Source organism: Stenotrophomonas sp. SrG, from assembly GCF_050031795.1.
GTDB classification, from domain to species: Bacteria; Pseudomonadota; Gammaproteobacteria; order Xanthomonadales; family Xanthomonadaceae; genus Stenotrophomonas; species Stenotrophomonas rhizophila_A.
In genome coordinates this window covers 141,103-159,333 of the sequence record NZ_JBNBBE010000002.1, presented here as the reverse complement: position 1 = coordinate 159,333, position 18,231 = coordinate 141,103, and the positions used below count along the sequence as shown (strand labels likewise).

17 protein-coding genes are annotated in these 18,231 nt (G+C 67.8%); 13 read left to right on the top strand and 4 right to left on the bottom strand.

The window, feature by feature from the left end; all coding sequences use genetic code 11:
* The first annotated feature begins 107 nt into the window (after positions 1–107).
* The 9 genes from ACQG3P_RS02700 (at position 108) to ACQG3P_RS02660 (ending at position 11,256) form a co-directional block, all read left to right on the top strand.
* Positions 108–2,438: a catecholate siderophore receptor Fiu gene (locus ACQG3P_RS02700; protein WP_426804237.1), complete on the top strand. Its 2,331-nt coding sequence runs from the start codon at positions 108–110 to the stop codon at positions 2,436–2,438.
* 18 nt (positions 2,439–2,456) lie between these two features.
* Positions 2,457–3,143: a Fe2+-dependent dioxygenase gene (locus ACQG3P_RS02695; protein ID WP_426804114.1), complete on the top strand. Its 687-nt coding sequence runs from the start codon at positions 2,457–2,459 to the stop codon at positions 3,141–3,143.
* Between the two features lie 94 nt (positions 3,144–3,237).
* Positions 3,238–3,666, top strand: coding sequence for a hypothetical protein (locus ACQG3P_RS02690; RefSeq protein ID WP_426804113.1), 429 nt, complete (start codon positions 3,238–3,240; stop codon positions 3,664–3,666).
* A gap of 148 nt (positions 3,667–3,814) precedes the next feature.
* Positions 3,815–6,241, top strand: a complete 2,427-nt coding sequence (locus ACQG3P_RS02685) for a TonB-dependent receptor domain-containing protein (protein WP_426804112.1) — start codon at positions 3,815–3,817, stop codon at positions 6,239–6,241.
* Positions 6,242–6,614: 373 nt separating this feature from the next.
* Positions 6,615–7,256, top strand: coding sequence for a PepSY-associated TM helix domain-containing protein (locus ACQG3P_RS02680; protein WP_426804236.1), 642 nt, complete (start codon positions 6,615–6,617; stop codon positions 7,254–7,256).
* Between the two features lie 36 nt (positions 7,257–7,292).
* Positions 7,293–7,811 (top strand): DUF2271 domain-containing protein, encoded by a 519-nt coding sequence (locus tag ACQG3P_RS02675; RefSeq protein WP_068849877.1) that lies wholly within the window; start codon positions 7,293–7,295, stop codon positions 7,809–7,811.
* Between the two features lie 54 nt (positions 7,812–7,865).
* Positions 7,866–8,672 (top strand): DUF4198 domain-containing protein, encoded by an 807-nt coding sequence (locus ACQG3P_RS02670; protein WP_068849875.1) that lies wholly within the window; start codon positions 7,866–7,868, stop codon positions 8,670–8,672.
* Positions 8,672–9,649, top strand: a complete 978-nt coding sequence (locus ACQG3P_RS02665; protein ID WP_426804235.1) for an FAD:protein FMN transferase — start codon at positions 8,672–8,674, stop codon at positions 9,647–9,649. Before ACQG3P_RS02670 ends, ACQG3P_RS02665 begins: the two co-directional genes overlap by 1 nt.
* Positions 9,646–11,256 carry a sulfite reductase subunit alpha gene (locus ACQG3P_RS02660; protein ID WP_426804111.1) on the top strand — a complete coding sequence of 537 codons (1,611 nt, stop codon included), beginning with the start codon at positions 9,646–9,648 and terminating at the stop codon, positions 11,254–11,256. The genes ACQG3P_RS02665 and ACQG3P_RS02660 overlap by 4 nt, the downstream gene beginning before the upstream one ends.
* Here ACQG3P_RS02660 and ACQG3P_RS02655 read toward each other — a convergent pair.
* The 4 genes from ACQG3P_RS02655 to ACQG3P_RS02640 all read right to left on the bottom strand — a co-directional run bounded on the left by ACQG3P_RS02655 (position 11,250) and on the right by ACQG3P_RS02640 (position 14,369).
* Positions 11,250–11,855 carry a HutD/Ves family protein gene (locus ACQG3P_RS02655; protein ID WP_426804110.1) on the bottom strand — a complete coding sequence of 202 codons (606 nt, stop codon included), beginning with the start codon at positions 11,853–11,855 and terminating at the stop codon, positions 11,250–11,252. The two genes, ACQG3P_RS02660 and ACQG3P_RS02655, sit on opposite strands and share 7 nt — an antisense overlap.
* 14 nt (positions 11,856–11,869) lie before the next feature.
* Positions 11,870–12,595, bottom strand: a complete 726-nt coding sequence (locus ACQG3P_RS02650; protein WP_426804109.1) for a murein L,D-transpeptidase catalytic domain family protein — start codon at positions 12,593–12,595, stop codon at positions 11,870–11,872.
* 24 nt (positions 12,596–12,619) lie between these two features.
* On the bottom strand, positions 12,620–13,651 hold the full coding sequence (locus ACQG3P_RS02645) for a L,D-transpeptidase (protein WP_426804108.1): 1,032 nt from the start codon (positions 13,649–13,651) through the stop codon (positions 12,620–12,622).
* Between the two features lie 388 nt (positions 13,652–14,039).
* The gene (locus ACQG3P_RS02640; RefSeq protein WP_419403619.1) at positions 14,040–14,369 is read right to left on the bottom strand and encodes a ComEA family DNA-binding protein; all 330 of its coding nucleotides are present in this window, start codon (positions 14,367–14,369) and stop codon (positions 14,040–14,042) included.
* A gap of 199 nt (positions 14,370–14,568) precedes the next feature.
* On the opposite strand from ACQG3P_RS02640, the gene ACQG3P_RS02635 reads away from it, so the two are divergent.
* The 4 genes from ACQG3P_RS02635 (at position 14,569) to murU (ending at position 18,179) form a co-directional block, all read left to right on the top strand.
* Positions 14,569–16,062: a M20 family metallopeptidase gene (locus ACQG3P_RS02635; protein WP_093533374.1), complete on the top strand. Its 1,494-nt coding sequence runs from the start codon at positions 14,569–14,571 to the stop codon at positions 16,060–16,062.
* Between the two features lie 66 nt (positions 16,063–16,128).
* On the top strand, positions 16,129–16,398 hold the full coding sequence (locus ACQG3P_RS02630; RefSeq protein ID WP_093533342.1) for a GlsB/YeaQ/YmgE family stress response membrane protein: 270 nt from the start codon (positions 16,129–16,131) through the stop codon (positions 16,396–16,398).
* Between the two features lie 57 nt (positions 16,399–16,455).
* Positions 16,456–17,481: an aminoglycoside phosphotransferase family protein gene (locus ACQG3P_RS02625; RefSeq protein WP_426804107.1), complete on the top strand. Its 1,026-nt coding sequence runs from the start codon at positions 16,456–16,458 to the stop codon at positions 17,479–17,481.
* Complete coding sequence (gene murU, locus ACQG3P_RS02620; protein ID WP_426804106.1) at positions 17,478–18,179, top strand: N-acetylmuramate alpha-1-phosphate uridylyltransferase MurU; 702 nt, start codon at positions 17,478–17,480, stop codon at positions 18,177–18,179. The genes ACQG3P_RS02625 and murU overlap by 4 nt, the downstream gene beginning before the upstream one ends.
* Positions 18,180–18,231 lie beyond the last annotated feature (52 nt).

The window sequence follows — 18,231 nt, the reverse complement described above, 5'->3', positions numbered from 1 at the left end:
CCAACGCCCCCTGCACATCGCATCTCTTTCGCTCGACCGTCCATGCCCCTGCGTGCGCGCCCCACCCGTGCGCGCTCGATGGCATTCCTCTTCCCGTTTCCAGGTCCATCACCACCATGATCAAGAGCCGCAAGCATTCCTCCCCCGCCCGCAGTGCCGCCAGCCTGGCCACCGCCAGCCTCGTCACCGGCCTCAGCCTGGCCATGCTGCCGGTGGCCGCCCAGGCCGAGTCGGCCAGTGACTCCCCGCGCACGCTGGACCAGGTGCAGGTGCAGGCCGCCCGCGGCTTCAAGGTCGACAAGGTCGCATCGCCCAAGTTCACCCAGTCCCTGCAGGACACGCCGCAGACCATCCAGATCATCAGCCGCGACCTGTTCACCCAGCAGGGCGCGACCACGCTGACCGATGCGCTTCGCAACAGCCCGGGCGTGGGTACGTTCTACGTCGGCGAGAACGGCAACACCAACACCGGCGACAGCATCTTCATGCGTGGGTTCGATACCTCCAGCAGCATCTTCGTGGACGGCGTGCGCGATGTCGGCTCGATCTCGCGCGATGTGTTCAACACCGAGCAGGTGGAAGTGTCCAAGGGCCCGGCCGGCACCGACAACGGCCGCTCCGCGCCCACCGGTTCGATCAACATGGTGAGCAAGCAGGCCAACCTGCATGACGCGGTGACCGGCACCGTGTCGGTCGGCAGCGACAGCCAGCAGCGCGCGTCGGCCGACTGGAACCAGTCCCTCGGCGCCACCAGCGCACTGCGCCTGAATGCCATGTGGCAGGACAGCGACCAGCCCAGCCGCGACCACGTGAACAACTCGCGCTGGGGCATCGCGCCGTCGCTGGCATTCGGTCTGGGCACCAACACCCGCTATATCCTCAACCTGCTCTATGTGGACCAGCAGAACGTGCCCGACGGCGGCGTGCCGACCCTGGGCCTGCCCGGCTGGACGCCGCAGCCCACGCTGGAACCGCTGGCTGGCCATCCGGTGAACCCGGAGAACTTCTACGGCACCCGCGCCGACCATGACGACGTCACCGCGAAGATGGCCACCTTCCGCATCGAACATGACTTCAACGACAGCGTGCGCCTGACCAACACCGCACGCTGGGGCCGTACCGACCAGGACTACATGCTCACCGCCTTCATGGGCACCGGCACGCGCGGCGCCAACGGTGCGCCGACCGGCAACATCCGCTACACCGACCGCAACAACCTGGACACCTACACCATCGCGCGCAGCCTGCCGACCTTCAAGGACCAGCAGAACACCATCCTCACCGACCAGCTCAACCTGCGCGCGGACGTCAGCACCGGTGCCATCGTGCACAACCTCAGTACCGGCGTGGAGTTCACCCGCGAAGAACTCAAGAGCTTCGGGCAGGCGGCCACCAACGGCACCACCTGGTCGCCGGCCAACCTGTACAACCCGGACTGGAACGCCACCGGCCTGACCTGGGCACACAACGGTGCCGACAGCCGTGGCAAGACCACCACCTCGTCGGTGTACCTGTTCGATACGCTGAACTTCACCGACAGCTTCCTGGTCACCGCCGGCCTGCGTGCGGACCATTACAAGACCGAGTACCAGAGCGCGGTGGTGTGCGGCGGGCGCGGCCCGGCGTGCGGCAGCAACCCGGTGGGCACGGTGATTCCCACTCCGTCGCTGGAGCATTCCGACACCCTGCTCAACTGGAAACTGGGCGCCGTGTACAAGGTCGGCGACATCGTCAGCCTGTACGGCAACTACGCGCTGTCCCAGCAGCCCCCGGGCGGCAGCAACTTCCAGCTGAGCAGCTCGGCCAGCAGCGCCGACAACCCCAGCCTGGACCCGCAGAAGGCCAAGACGCTTGAAGTGGGCACCAAATGGGCCTTCCTCGACGATGCACTGGCCTTCAACGTCGCGCTGTTCAAGACCGAAGTCAGCAACGAGATCAACACCCAGGTGCTCGACGATGCCGGCAACCCGACCCAGACCGGCAAGAAGTCGGTGCAGGGCATCGAGGTCTCCACCGTGGGCCGCATCACCGACAACTGGTCGCTGTCGGCCGGCTACAGCCACCTGGATACCGAAGTCGAGGAAGGCGCCAACGTGGCCGCCGATGGCACCCGCAACCTGACCTACACCCCGGGCGCGACCTTCACCAGCTGGACCAGCTACACCTTCCCGTTCGGCCTGACCGTGGGCGGTGGCGTGCGTTACGCCGGCCGCATGCACCGCGGTACCGATGGCGCGGTGGGCACGCCGGCGTTCACCAAGTCGTACACGGTGTACGACGCAGTGGCCTCGTATGAAATCAACGAGCACCTGGTGCTGCGATTGAACGCCTACAACCTGTTCGACAAGGACTATGTGGCCGCGATCAACAAGAGCGGCTACCGTTACACCCCGGGCGCCCCGCGCAGCGTGCTGTTCAGCGCGGACTTCCGCTTCTGATCCACCAAGGACCCTGCCATGCTCCTGCACGTTCCCGATGTCCTCACCGCCGACGAACTGGCCCACCTGCAGCGCGCGCTTGCCGCGGCAGACTGGGCCGACGGCCGCGAGACCGTGGGCGTGCAGGGCGCGCAGGTCAAGCGCAACCAGCAGTTGCCTGACGCCTCACCGCTGAAGGCCGAGCTGGGCAGGATCGTGCTGGCGGCGCTGGAACGGCACCCGCTGTTCTTCGCCGCCGCACTGCCGCTGCGCATCCTGCCGCCGCGCTTCAACCGCTACCAGGGCGGTGGCGAGTATGGCTTCCATGTGGATGGCGCGGTAATGATCACCGACAACCAGGGCGTGCGCAGCCACCTGCGCTCGGACGTGTCATGCACGTTGTTCCTCAATGCGCCGGAGGACTACGAAGGGGGCGAACTGGTCATCAGTGATACCTACGGCGAGCATGAGGTGAAACTGCCGGCCGGCGACCTGGTGCTGTACCCGTCCAGCAGCTTGCACAAGGTCAACCCGGTCACGCAGGGCGCACGGCTGGCGTCGTTCTTCTGGGTACAGAGCATGGTCCGCGACGATGGCGCACGGCGGATGCTGCTGGAGATGGATGGCGCGATCGAGACGCTGCGCGTGACCGGTGGCGATCCGGGGGCGGTGCTGCAGTTGACCGGCGTGTATCACAACCTGTTGCGTCGCTGGAGCGAGACCTGACGCTGTAAATCATTCCCATTTGCGTTTGTTACAACCGCTCTCTACAATCCCCGCGGCGCCAGACCTGCTGGCGTGCTCCGACAGGGATATCACCTTGCGCCACCCCCACCGCCACCGCAGCTTTGCCCCCGCCATGCGCGGGCAGCGCCCGGCGTTGGCGACGGTGTTGGCGTGGCTGGCCCTGCTCTCGATGCTGCTGGGCGCGCTGCCGCTGCTGGAACAGCGCCTGCCCGGCACCGCCTCGCTGGTGCTGCAGCAGCCCGCCGAAGAACGTCCCGGCGGCGAGAATCGCCTGCAGGAAGAAGCCCCGGCCAAGCCACGCCGGATGGCCAGTGCCCGCCCGGCGGCCACACCGCCGCGCCTGCCACAGCCGCCGCTGACCGATTCACTGGATGCACTGATGGCCACCCTGGCCGAGCTGCCGCCGCAGGTCGTCCCCACCATTGATTCCGCCCCGGCAACGCCGCTGCCGGCGGCCCCCGGGTTGCGCGTCCAGCGCGGCCAGGCGCCCCCGCAGGGCTGATCCCGCCCGCGTCCGCGTCGCTGCGCCTGCACGACCGCCGCCGGGCGCCGCTGCTGCCTGCACTGCAGGCCCCCTGACGATTTTTCGATTGCGCTGCGGCCGCCGGCCACGGCGTTCCCGCGTTTGCATCCTTTTCGAGGTACTTCCCATGGCCCAGCGCCATCGTCGTCGCACGTCCCTGTCCCGCTGCTCGTTGAGCGTTGCCCTGCTGGGCGCGCTCAGCGCCCCCGCCTTCGCCGCCGGCGATGTCGCGGGCGACCCGAAGACCCTGGACCAGGTGGTGGTCACCGCCTCGGGCTTCGAACAGAAGATCACCGACGCCCCGGCCAGCATCAGCGTGGTCAGCCGTGAGGAGCTGGCCAAGCGCCCGTACACCAGCCTGGTCGATGCGCTGCGCGACGTGGAAGGCATCGACGTAGGCATGGAAACCACCGACAAGAACGGCCGCGCCACCATTTCCATGCGCGGCATGCCGTCCGAGTACACGCTGGTGCTGATCGACGGCCGCCGCCAGAGCAACGTGGGCCAGCTGTACCCCAACAACTTCGGCGGCGGCCAGTTCGCCTACCTGCCGCCGCTGGATGCGATCGAGCGCATCGAAGTCGTGCGCGGCCCTATGTCCACGCTGTACGGCTCCGATGCCATGGGCGGCGTCATCAACATCATCACCCGGCGCAACCAGGACAGCTGGCACGGCTCGGTCACCCAGGGCTTCACCGTGCAGCAGGACGACCAGTTCGGCGATGCACGCACCACCGACGTGTACCTCACCGGCCCGCTGGTGAAGGAACGGTTGGACGTAGCCGTGCGCGGGAGTTACTACGATGCCAAGGCCTCCAACCCGGAATGGGAAGCACTGACCCTGCCCGACGGCACGCTGTGGGAACGCAGCATCGGCTTCGGCGGTGGTGGCAAGGCGGTGGCCAACACCAACTGGAACACCGGCGTGCGCCTGAGTTGGTCGATCAACGACGACCACGACCTGTCGCTGGACTACGACGTCTCGCGCCAGAAGTACGACAACAGCGAAGGCCAGACCGGCACGCTGGACAGCTTGGCCAGCCTGTGGCGAGTCGGCAATGCCACCATCCCCAACCCGAACGGCAACGGCACGGTCACCCGCCGCGTGGTGCAACCGCGCGTGGGCTATACCGCCTACCAGCGCTACGAGCGCGACCAGCTGGCACTGACCCACCAGGGCCGTTATGCATTCGGTACCTGGCAGACCACGCTGACCCACACCAAGAGCAACAACCTGGGGCGTTCGCTGCCGCTGACCCTGGACGAACGGGCCGACCTGCAGACGCTGTGGAACGACGTGTGCCGCCGCACCGGCGCGGCCAACAACTGCGCCGCCGGCGCCCGTAACGGTCTCGCCGCGCTGAACCCCGCCGAGATGGCACGCCTGGAAGCATTCCTGCCACGCCCGCTGCGCACCATGGAGCTGGAAGGCTACGTGCTGGACACCATGCTGGACATGAGTTTCGACGCGCACAAGCTGACCTTGGGCGGCCAGTACACCGACACCGACATGATCGACGGCGTGTTCGGCATGGACGGCGCCGGCTACCGCGACAACGTCAAGCAGAAGCACCGCATGTGGTCGGTGTTCGCCGAGGACAACTGGGCACTCACCGACGCGCTCACCGCCACCTTGGGCGTGCGTTATGACGACCACAACATCTTCGGTAGCCACCTCAGCCCGCGCGCCTACCTGGTGTGGAACGCCAGCGACGCCTGGACCTTCAAGGGTGGCGTGAGCACCGGCTACAAGACCCCGCGCCCGGACCAGCTGTTCCCCGGCGTCACCGGGTTCGGCGGCCAAGGCGTGCTGCCGCTGGTGGGGTCGCCCAACCTGCAGCCGGAGACCAGCACGAACTATGAAATCGCCTCGTACTACGAGGGCGAGCGCTGGGGCTTCAACGTCACCGGCTTCCTCAACAAGTTCGACGACAAGATCGCCAGCGGCGGCACCTTCCCGAACTGCGAAGTGGCACCGGTTGGCGGCGGCTACTGCGTGGACGTGGGCCCGGGCTGGGCGGCGCTGGGCTACAGCACCTTCAGCCAGAGCGTGAACATCGATACGGCTGAAACGCGGGGCATTGAAGCGGCGGCGCATGTGGACCTGCTGCAGAACCTGCAGCTGCGAGGCAACTACACGTATACGAAGTCCGAGCAGACCAGCGGCGCCGCGAACGGCCAACCGATCGCCGGCAATCCCGCCAAGCACATGGCCAATGCCAGCCTGAACTGGCAGGTCAGTGAGGCGGTGAGCCTGTCGTTGATTGGCGAAGGACGCTATGACCGGTACCGCGACACGCTGGTGAGCAACGTGGCCGGTGTGAGTTCGTCGCAGGTGCGGTATTACGACGATTACACGATCTTCCACCTGGGCGGCAGCTGGAACATCAACGAGTGGCTGACGGTGAACGCGCGGGTCAACAACCTGTTCGACAAGGACTTCGTCTCGCAGTCGTGCGTGTTGATCAGCGACAGTGAGTACAACTGCGTGGATGATTACGCGACGAAGGACCAGCGTCGGAGTTACTGGATTTCGTTGAACGCGGCGTTCTGAAGTCCCGGCGCTGCGCGCCGCCGCCCGACCAACGGTCGGGCGCTACCGGCTCTCACGCACACCGGGCGCCCCAGGCGCACCGGGCGCCCCAGGCACACCGGGCACCCCACGCACACCGGGCACCCCACGCACACCGGGCGCCCCACGCACACTGGGCGCCACACGCACACCGGGCGCCCCAGGCACACCGGGCGCCCCACGCACACCGGGCACCCCACGCACACCGGGCGCCCCACGCACAGCGGGCACCCCACGCACACCGGTAGGTGCCGACCGTTGGTCGGCACACGCCGCAGACCGTCATCGCGCGACCAATAATTGCGAACCATTCTCATCAATGGTGTAATTGGCTATTCGTCTTCCTGCCGTGACCGTGGCCACCAGCGCTCCCCCTTCCGCCGTGCAGCAGCAACAGAGCCGTGGCTTCTGGCTGCGCACCCTGCACCAGTGGCACTGGATCAGCTCGGCGGTGTGCCTGATCGGCATGCTGCTGTTCGCCGCCACGGGAATCACGCTGAACCATGCGGCGAAGATCGAGGCGACGCCGCAGGTGGTGAACCGCCAGCTGGAACTGCCGGCCGAGCTGCTGGGCCAGCTCGGCGACCGCACCGACGGCAACGCCCCCGTGCCGCGCCCGGCCGTGCGCTGGCTGGACCGCGAACTGGGCATTTCCATCGGCCGTCGCCCGGCCGAATGGTCCTCCGAGGAAATCTATCTCTCCATGCCCAGCCCCGGCGGCGACGCCTGGTTGAGCATCGACCGCGAAAGCGGCGCCGTAGAGTACGAAGCCACCTCGCGCGGCTGGGTGTCCTACTTCAACGACCTGCACAAGGGCCGCAATGCCGGCCCGGCCTGGGGCTGGTTCCTGGATGTGTTCGCCGTGGCCTGCCTGGTGTTCTGCATCACCGGCCTGTTCCTGCTGCACCTGCATGCGCGCCAGCGCCGCATGACCTGGCCGCTGGTGGGCCTGGGCCTGATGGTGCCGCTGCTGATCGCCCTGATCCTGATCCACTGACTTTCCTTCGCCCTTTCCCTTCCCGGAGTCGCACCCATGCGCGTCACCCTCACCATCGCCCTGAGCGGCCTGCTGGCCACCTCGCCGGCCTATGCCACCACCCTGGACATCAACGTCGAGGTGCCCAAGCTCAACGTGGCCGAGTACCACCGCCCGTATGTGGCGGTGTGGCTGGAAGGGGCCGACCAGAAGGTCGCCGCCAACCTGGCAGTCTGGTACCAGCAGACCGGCAACAGCGAAGGCCATGGCACCAAGTGGCTGCCCGACCTGCGCCAGTGGTGGCGCAAGAGCGGCCGCGAGCTGAAGGTGCCGGTGGACGGCGTGACCGGGCCGACCAAGCCGGCCGGCACCCACGCGCTGTCGTTCACCGACAGGCAGCCGGCGCTGAAGGCGCTGGCACCGGGCAACTACACGCTGGTGGTGGAAGCGGTGCGCGAAGTCGGCGGTCGCGAGCTGGTCAAGATTCCCTTCACCTGGCCGGCCACCGCGCCGCAGACCGGCAAGGCCCAGGGCAGCACCGAGCTGGGCCTGGTCACGCTGTCGTCCAAGCCCTGATGTTCCACTGCCCTCCCCGTCGAGGGCACCCTTAACCTGTACATGGAGTTGTTGATGAAGCGCTCGCTCGTCCTAGCCGCCGCCCTGGCCGCCGCCCTTCCGTTCTCCGCCCTGGCCCACAAGGCCTGGCTGCAGCCCTCGCAGACCGTGATCGCCGGTGACCATCCGTGGATCACCGTCGATGCGGCGGTGTCCAACGACCTGTTCTACTTCAACCACGTGCCGCTGCGCCTGGAAAGCCTGGTCATCACCGCACCGGACGGCAGCACCGTGCAGCCGCAGAACGCCTCCACCGGCAAGTTCCGCAGCGTGTTCGATGTCGAGCTGACCCAGCAGGGAACCTACCGCCTGGCCTCGGTCAACAACGGCCTGTCGGCCAGCTGGGAAGAAGACGGCAAGCCCAAGCGCTGGCGCGGCACCGTGGCGACCTTCGCCACCGAAGTGCCGAAGAAGGCCAAGAAGCTGCAGGTAAGCCAGTCGGTCAACCGCATCGAAACCTTCGTCACCAACGGCACCCCGAACAGCACCGCGCTGGCGCCGACCAAGTCGGGCATCGAGCTGGTCGCCGTGGGCCACCCCAACGACCTGGCCGCCGGCGAAGAAGCCAGGTTCCGCGTGCTGGTCGACGGCAAGCCGCGCGCCGGCCTGGCCTTCGAGATCACCCGTGGCGGCACGCGCTACCGCAACGCCCAGGAAGAGATCAAGGTCACCAGCGACAAGAAGGGCGAGTTCTCGGTCACCTGGCCCGAAGCCGGCATGTACTGGCTGGAAACCAGCAGCGAAGACAAGAAGACCACGCTCAAGCAGGCCAAGACCCGCCGCCTGAACTACGTCGCCACGCTGGAAGTGCTGCCGCTGTAATCATGTCCACCCTGCACGACATCGCCAGCCTCGGTGGCCACACCATGGGCACCACCTGGCAGGTCAAACTGACCACCACGCCCGGCCGCGATCTGCACCCGCTGCATGCGGGCATCCAGGCGCAGCTGGACGCGGTGGTCGCGCAGATGAGCACCTGGGAAGCGGCCAGCGACATCGCCGCGTTCAACCGCGCAGCGGCCGGCACGTCGCTGCCGCTGCCCGGCCTGTTCGCCGAGGTGATCGACTGCGCGCTCGATATCGCCCGGCGCAGCGAAGGGGCGTTCGATCCCACGGTCGGCCCGCTGGTCGCGCTGTGGGGGTTCGGTGCGCACGCACACGCCCAACGCGTTCCCGATGCTGCCCGGCTGGCGGCCACGCAGGCACGCTGCGGTTGGCAGCGGCTGCACTGGCAGGACGGCCACCTGCTGCAGCCGGGTGGACTGGAACTGGATCTTTCGGCCATCGCCAAGGGCTTTGCGGTGGACCTGGTGAGCCGTTGGCTGCGTAGCCAGGGCATTGCGGCGGCACTGGTGGAAGTGGGCGGCGAGCTGCACGGCTATGGGCGCAAGCCCGATGGGCAGCCGTGGCGTGTCCTGGTCGAAGCAGGTCCAGAAGAAGAAGCAGAACTCGCGCATCCGCCGCGCGTGCTGGCGTTGGACGACCTGGCCGTTGCCACCTCCGGTGATCGCTGGCACCAGTTCGTCGAGGATGGCACGCACTACAGCCATACGCTGGATCCACGCGCGGGCGCGCCGGTCAGCCGCACGGCGGCCGCGGTGACCGTGGTCGCCCAGCACGCCATGCACGCCGATGGATGGGCCACCGCATTGACGGTGATGGGCGCGCAGGAAGGGCTTGCGTTCGCCAATGCCAACGCGCTCGCCGCACGCTTCATCACCCGCACTGCGCAGAGCATCGAAGAACACTTGAGCACGGCCTTTACCGCGCTGCTCACCGAACAGGATGCCGCTGCATGAAAGGCAGCCCGTCGCGCGCGGTAGTGGGCAATGTGCTGGTGGCGGCCCTGCTGGCCGTACTGGCGTGGTTGCTCTTACGCCTGCATCTGCAGGAAGACTGGTGGTTGGCCGCGCCACTGGCCTCGCATTGGCGTTGGGCGGCAGGCACCCTCACCGCCTACGCCGCGCTGTGCGCGCTGCTGTGGTGGCGCGGCCGAACCCGCGACGATGTTGGCGCCGCCGCCGGCGAAGCACCGACGCTGCTGGTCTGGGCCAGCCAGACCGGGTTCGCCCAGCAGCTGTGCGAGCGCAGCGCCGAGGTCCTGCGCGCGGCCGGGGTGCCGGTGCGCGTGCGCGGCCTGCACCAGGTGGACGCCGCATTGCTGCAGCAGACCACCCGGGTGCTGCTGATCGCCAGCACCACCGGCGAAGGCGATCCACCCGACCACACCCTGCCCTTCCTGCGCCGCGTGATGCCGCAGGACATGGCACTGCCGCAGTTGCACTACGGTGCGCTGGCACTGGGCGACCGAAGCTACGGGCACTTCTGCGCGTTCGGCCACCAGCTCGATGCGTGGCTGCGCCAGCACGGCGCGCACCCGCTGTTCGACACGGTGGAAGTGGACAACGCCGACCCGGCCGCCCTGCGCCACTGGCAGCAGCTGCTGGGCCAGCTGGGCGGGAACGCCACCGAGCTGCCCGACTGGGCGCCGGCGCAGTACCAGCCCTGGCAGCTGCAGTCGCGCCGCCAGGAAAACCCCGGCAGCCCCGGCGCGGCGACGTGGCGGGTGAGCCTGGTGCCGGCCGATGGCGTGCTGCCGGCGTGGCAGGCCGGTGATGTGGCGGAGATTGGTCCGCAGCACAGTCCGGTCGAGGTCGATGCCTGGCTGGCCACGCATGCACGCGATGGCGCAGCGATGATCGAGGGGCAGCCGCTGCGCGATTGGCTGGCGCGCTCGCACCTGCCGGTGCTGCCCGATGCGGTACCGGCCGATGACACGGCACTGGTGGCCACGCTCAAGCCGTTGCCGCACCGCGAATATTCCATTGCCAGCATGCCGGGCGAAGGCCACGTGCTGCTGCTGTTGCGGCGGCTGCTGCGCCCGGATGGCACGCCGGGGCTGGGCAGCGGCTGGCTGTGCGATTACGCGGCGCTGGGTGGGCGCATCAACCTGCGCTTCCGCGGCAACCCGAATTTCCACCCACCCGCGCCGGACGCACCGCTGATCCTGATCGGCAACGGCACCGGCATTGCCGGGCTGCGCGCGCACCTGCGTGCACGCGTGGACCTTGGTGCCGGTCGCAACTGGCTGCTGTTCGGCGAGCGTACCGCCGCGCACGATTTCTACTTCAAGGAAGACCTGCAGCGCTGGCAGCGTGACAGCATGATCGCGCGGCTGGATACGGTGTTCAGCCGCGACGGCGGCGAGCACCGTTACGTGCAGGACCGCCTGCTCGCGCAGCTGGACACCCTGCGCCAGTGGGTCCGCGACGGCGCCACGATCCTGGTCTGCGGCAGCCTGCAGGGCATGGCCCCGGCAGTGGACGCGGTGATCGAACAGGCGCTGGGCCGCGAAGGCAAGGAAGCCCTGATCGTCGCCGGCCGCTACCGCCGCGACGTTTATTGACCGCGCTGGTCCAGGCGGATGGCGAGCAGCTCACCACCACCACGCAACGCATAGCGCCTGCGCGGTCCTGCCGCCAGCCACGCGGTGTCGCCCTGCTGCAGCGGCGGCAGTTCCGGCTCGCCCTCGAACCCCGCCTGCCCCGCCAACAGGTGGATCGCCCACGCCGTGCCCGGCTCGGTGAAGAAGAACATGCTGCCCACCAGCGGGCGGTGCAGCAGTTCGGCATCGACCTGGTCACGCCGCCACATCAGGTTGAAATCATGGGTGAGCCCATCCACCAGCTCGCCATGGATCTCCGCTTCGCCGGCAAAGCGCAGGCGATCGTGGGGTGGCAGCAACGTATGCAGCGCGCCATCGGCAAAGCGCAGGCGCAGCCCTTCGCCGCGCAGCAGGACCAGTTCGCGGTCGATGCCGGGGAACGACGAGAACGCCGCATCCTGTTCGATCTCGGCAATCGACAAACGTACCAGCCACGCATCGCTGTCGGGCACGCGCAGGATTTCACGGGTCCAGCCAAGACCATTGCGCCAGCGTTCGCGGCGGTATTCAACGCTGGGTATGACGCGCGTGGCAGCGCTCAATGCGGTGGCGGTCGACATGCCGCCATTGTGCCTCAGCCGGGCTTGCCGCCGCAGTCCGCTTCCAGCAGCTGCGAGCGCGCCAGCCACTCCTTGTCCGGGTAGTAGGCGAACACCATCGCCCCACCGCGCAGGCTGTCGATCAGCGGCCGCGCCACGGTCAGGCGTACCGCCGGGCAGCCCAGGCTGCGGCCGAGCCGGCCCTGCAGCCGGGCGATGGTGGGGTTCACGTACGGCGCACCGTGGATGACGATGGCGCGGTCGCGCGCCTTGTCGTTGAAGCCCGGTTCCAGTCCCTCCAGCCGCAGCGAATAGCCATTGCCGCCCATGTAGGTTTCCTTGGCGGTGAACGCGCCCAGGCTGGACATGAAACTGCCATCGCGGTTGGAGAAGCGTTCGGTGGCGTTGCCGCCGCTGTTGCGGCCATGCGCGACCCATTCCTCGAACAGCAGCTTCTGGTGGGCCAGGTCGAACACCCACATGCGCTGTTCGGTGGACGGGCGCGAGTAATCAATCACGCTCAAGCGGCCCGGATCCACGCCGAGCTCCGGCCGGCGCAGGGCGCAGGTCATCGCGTTGGCGGCCAGCTGCAGCACCTTGCGGTCCGCATTGGGCGCCGCGCGCGCCAGCATGTCGGCCAGCTGGGCCGGCGGCAGCGTGCGGGGTGGCGGCGTGGTCGCCGCACGGGCGCTGTCGGCCGGCGTGGTCAGCGCCAGCCCGCACAGGGCAACGGTGGCAATCAGAACGGGAAGGGAACGCATCAACACGATACCGGCAGGGCCTCCTTACAAGGTGGCCCCGCCTGCGTCGGATTCCAAGACCGGCTGCAGGTTCTGTTCATCCGCCACCGGGCGAACCGCCGGCAGGCTGGTCACCAGCAGCGTGGTGCCTGGCACCAGCACCTTGTACAGCTGCGCGGCGAAGGACGGCGGCAGCGCCATGGGCAGGCTGGGCGTGGCCAGCAGGTCCGGGCTGGCGTTGCCGGCGCTCTGCCCCAGCAGCGGGTAGGCGGTCCACTTGTGCAGCTTCTGGGTCGCATCCAGCGGGCTGGCGGTGTCCGAATAGCCGTCCTGCATCACAAACAGCGTGGTGCCCTCGAACGCCGGCAGCGCCTTGGCTTCCAGCCGCGATTCGCCGATCAGCACGCCGTCGCGCAGCACGTACAGGCGCTGGTCGTGCAGGCTGACCAGGATGCCCACCTGGCCCGAGGGTGCGGCGCTGTCATTCCAATACTGGTCCGGCGCACCGGTGGTTTCCAGCAGGGTCTTGCCCACGCTGTTCACCGGGGCCAGCACCGCCGGGTAGGCCAGCGTCATCGGCGCGCTCTTGGCGTCGGCCACCACCACGGTATCGCCACGCTTGGTTTCGCCGAACAGCTTCTGCGCGAAGGCCTGGGGCAGGCGCACGCAGCCGTGCGAGGCGGGATGCCCGGGCAGGTTGCCGCCGTGCAGCGCGATGCCGTCCCAGGTCAGCCGCTGCATGTAGGGCATGGGCGCGCTGTTGTAGAGGTTGGATTTGTGGTCCTTGTCCTTCTGCAGGATGGTGAACACCCCGGTCGGCGTTTCATGCCCGGCCTTGCCCGAGCTGATCGTGCTCAGGCCGATGGCAATGCCGTTGCGGTACACGTAGGCACGCTGCTCATCCAGGCTGACCACCAGCACGATGGGCCCGGCGGGCGAGATTTCCGGGTGCCAGAGGAACTGGCCGGGCTTGAGATCGGTGGGGCTGGCAGGCTCGGGCGCCGACCACGCCGGGAGTGCCATGACGGCGATCAGCGAACCGGCGATGTGGGTCAACAGCGTGCGACGTGTGAGCATGTGGCCTTCCTTCGGGTGGGTCGAGGACACGCATGGCGTGTCGCTACGCATGATCACCGCAAACGTTGAAACCCGCCAAAGCCCCAAACAAAATTGCCCGGTCACACATCCCTGTGCGGACCGGGCAATCGTCACGTCCTTGTCGGCATCCCGCCTTCCCCCTGTGCGTCCTGCCCAGTGTGGGTGCCGGCCATGCTCCATGCACTCGGCCGTATGTTGTTCCGCCATCCCTCCCCTTCCCGGGTATGGATGCCACCGTCCTGGTGGATCCGCGCCAATCCCTCCGCGCTGCGTCCCTGCGTGCCCCGTCCCTGCGGCTGTCGAGGTGGCCGGCTCCTGCCTGGCTACCGTGACCGGCGTCATGCCGGTCGCGACCCATCCTGTTGTGTCAGCGCCTTGGTACGGGTGCCGGCACTGCCCTCCTGGGCGGTGCCACCGTGGGCGCCGCCATGGCCCCCACCGTCATCCGTCGTCGATTCCGTTCGACCGTTGCTGTCCCTATCCCTTTCACCCGTGCCAGGTCCTCGACCCGGAGGAAAGGTCCGTGTTGTCGCCGGTAAGCCACGATCGCCTGGGCCTTTTGGGGCCCTACGTTCGTCAATCCCTGCTGCAGCGTCGACGCATCTGCCGTATTGATGTTGATGCGGTCGGCCGCCGAAGCGGTTCCGGTCAACAGCAGTGCCAGCGCAAGCGCCTTCCACGAAAACCAAGGCCCCACCGTGTAGCTCCCTGTGACGTCGGACCGACCGCTGCCGGCATCCCGTCGGAGCAGTCAGTGTCCCTCGCCACATACACACAGCCTATCGTCCACATCACCTTCACACAGCCAGCTAAATACCTGACGTGGTGTAGGGAAATCCCTACCCCCTGCTCAGGCGTAGAATGGCGGGATCAGCCACATGCATTCGGAGTACCAGATGGACAGCGCCAAGCTCGGCCAATTCGTCAGTGAAAAGTGGGACAGCGAGATCGTTCCGCAATTGGTCGAATACATCCGCATTCCCAACAAATCGCCGATGTTCGACGCCAATTGGGTGGAGAACGGCTACATGGAGCAGGCCGTCACCCTGATGGAAACCTGGGCCAAGGCGCAGAAGCTGCCGGGCCTGAAGGTCGAAGTGGTGCGCCTGGAAGGCCGCACGCCGTTGCTGCTGCTGGAAATTCCCGCCACCGGCGCCGAAACCGGCGACGACACCGTGCTGCTGTACGGCCACCTGGACAAGCAGCCGGAAATGACCGGCTGGGACGACGACCTCGGCCCGTGGGTGCCGGTGCTGCGCGGCGATAAGCTGTACGGCCGCGGCGGCGCCGATGACGGCTACGCCATCTTCGGCTCGCTGGCGGCGGTGCTGGCGCTGCAGGAACAGAACCTGCCGCACGCGCGCTGCGTGGTGCTGATCGAAGCCTGTGAGGAATCGGGCAGCTACGACCTGCCGGCCTACGTGGACCACCTGGCCGACCGCATCGGCAAGCCGTCGCTGGTGGTGTGCCTGGATTCGGGCTGCGCCAACTACGACCAGCTGTGGTGCACCACCTCGCTGCGCGGCCTGACCGGCGGCAACTTCTCGGTGAAGGTGCTCAACGAGGGCGTGCATTCGGGCGATGCCTCCGGCGTGGTGCCGTCCAGCTTCCGCCTGCTGCGCCAGCTGCTGTCGCGCATCGAAGACGAAAAGACCGGCCGCATCCTGCTCGACGGCATGCACGTGGAGATTCCGGAAGAGCGCCAGGCCCAGGCCAAGCGCGCTGCCGAGGTGGTGGATACCGAGATCTTCGAGAAATTCCCGATGGTCGACGGCCTCAAGCCGATGAACGACGACCTCACCGAACTGGTGCTCAACCGCACCTGGCGCCCGGCGCTGTCGGTGACCGGCGTAGACGGCATGCCGCCGTTGGCCTCGGCCGGCAACGTGCTGCGCCCGCATACCGCGGTGAAGCTGTCGCTGCGCCTGCCGCCGACCGCCGACGGCAAGGCCTGCGGTGAGCTGCTGAAGGAAGCCCTGCTGCGCGACCCGCCGAACGGCGCGGAAGTGAAGCTGGACCTGGAAAAGGCCTCCTCGGGCTGGAACGCCCCGGCGATGGCGCCGTGGCTGACCCAGGCGATCGACGAGGCCAGCCAGACCTTCTTCGGCAAGCCGGCGATGTACATGGGCGAAGGCGGCTCGATTCCGTTCATGGGCATGCTGGGCGAGAAGTTCCCCGGCGCGCAGTTCATGATCACCGGCGTGCTCGGCCCGCATTCCAACGCGCACGGCCCGAACGAGTTCCTGCACATCCCGATGGGCAAGCGCGTCACCTCGTGCGTGTCCAAGGTGATCAGCGAGCACTACGCGGCCAGCCTGCGCGGTGAAACCAGCGGTTCGCCGGTGGCCGCCGACAGCGGCACCCGCCACGGCGGCCACGGCTGCTGCTGACAGCGACGATGACGGACGCAGCCTGCCCTTGGTAGGCTGCGTCAATCTTCTGCGGGAAACAGCGCAATGAATGGTCTGTTCGGCAGCACCAGCTGGCTCTACATCATCCTGGTCGGCTTCGTGGTCGGCCTGCTCGGGCGCTTCGTGATGCCCGGCAACAACCGCATGGGCTGCCTGCTGACCATCGTGCTGGGCATCGTCGGCGCACTGGTGGCCGGCTGGTTCGGCCAGTACATGGGCTGGTATGCGCGCGGCGAACCGGCCGGCTTCATCGGCGCGCTGCTGGGTGCAATCGCGGTGCTGGCCCTGCTCCGCCTGTTCAGCAGCAAGCGCTGAACGCACTTCCCCCCTTCTTCCCGAGCGCCGCAGGGCGCCGCTTCGACGTACCTGTCCATGAACGATCCTGCTTCCGACCCGCTGCGCGCCGAGCTTCGCCGGCAGTGGACCTGCGCCGCGCTGGGCGACCCCGACCTGCACCTGGACCGCGCGTCGGTGGACGCCGGCTTCCGCAGCTACTGGCGCGCCACCAGCGTGCACGGCAGCCACATCGTGATGGATTCGCCGCCAGGGCTGGAGGATGTACGCCCGTGGCTGCGCATGCATGACCTGCTGGAACCCAACGGCGTGCGCGTACCGCGCGTGCTGGCCCGCGACGAGGAACAGGGTTTCCTGCTGCTGGAAGACCTCGGCGGCCCGACCCTGGCCCGGCACATCGATGACGCCAACGCCGACGCGTGGTTCGATGCCGCCTTCGCGCAGCTGATCCGCCTGCAGCAGATCCCCGTTCCCGAGGGCATGGGGTCGTTCGGCGAGGCCCTGCTGCAGCGCGATGCCGGGCTGTTCGACGAGTGGTTCCTGCAGCGCCACCTGGGCCTGCAGCTGGACTGCGGTGAGCTTGAAACGCTGCAGCTGGCGCATCGCCGGCTGATGGACAACGCGCTGCAGCAGCCGCAGGTGCTGACCCACCGCGACTTCATGCCGCGCAACCTGATGCCGACCGAACCCGGCCCGGCCGTGCTGGATTTCCAGGACCTGGTACGTGGACCGATTGCCTACGACCCGGTGAGCCTGTTCAAGGATGCGTTCCTGAGCTGGCCGCTGGCGCGCGTGGATGCCTGGCTGGCGCGCTACCACGCGCAGGCGCTGGCGGCAGGCTTGCCAGTGCGGCCGTGGCCGCAGTTCCTGCGCGATGCCGACTGGATGGGCGTGCAGCGCCACCTGAAGATCCTGGGCCTGTTCGTACGCCTGCGCGACCGCGACGGCAAGGGCCACTATTTCGCCGACGCGCCGCGTTTCATCCGCTACCTGGATGAAGTGCTGCCGCGCCATCCGGAACTGGCCGGGTTGAACACCCTGCTGCAGGAACGGATCAAGCCGGCGATGGCCGCGCTGGCATTGCCGGTGTCCAGCCGCGCATGAAGGCGATCATCTTCAGCGCCGGCAAGGGCGAGCGCATGCGCCCGCTCACGCTCTCCACGCCCAAGCCGTTGCTGGTGGCAGGCGGCAAACCGCTGATCGTGTGGCACCTGGAGCGGTTGGCGGCGGCCGGTTTCAACGAGGTAGTGATCAACACGTCGTGGCTGGGCGACCAGTTCGAACCCGCGCTGGGCAATGGGGATCGGTGGGGCCTGCGCCTGCACTTCATCGACGAAGGCGCGGTGCCGCTGGAGACCGGTGGCGGCATCCTCAATGCGCTGCCACTGCTGGGCGATGCGCCGTTCCTGGTGATCAACGGCGATGTGTGGACCGATGTGGATGTCGCCACGTTGCCACGGCAACCAAAGGGCGATGCGCACCTGGTGCTGGTCGACAACCCGGTGCAGCACCCGCGCGGGGATTTCATCCTGCGCGCGGATGGCACGGTCAGTGACGACGGCGACGCACCGCGGCTGACGTATGCGGGCGTGGGAGTATTTCGCCCGTCGATTCTCGATGGATGGCGCAGCGTGATCGGCAGCACCGAAGGCGCAGCTGCAACTCCGCCACAGTTTGGCCTGGCCCCGCTGATGCGCCACGCGATGGCAAGCAGCCGCGTAACCGGACAACACCATCGAGGAAGGTGGACCGACGTAGGCACACCAGAACGCCTGGCAGATCTGGACGCAACCCTGCGGTAGGGTTGGATTCCGATCAACCGCCGATACCGCCCATCGGTGCGACAGACGCATG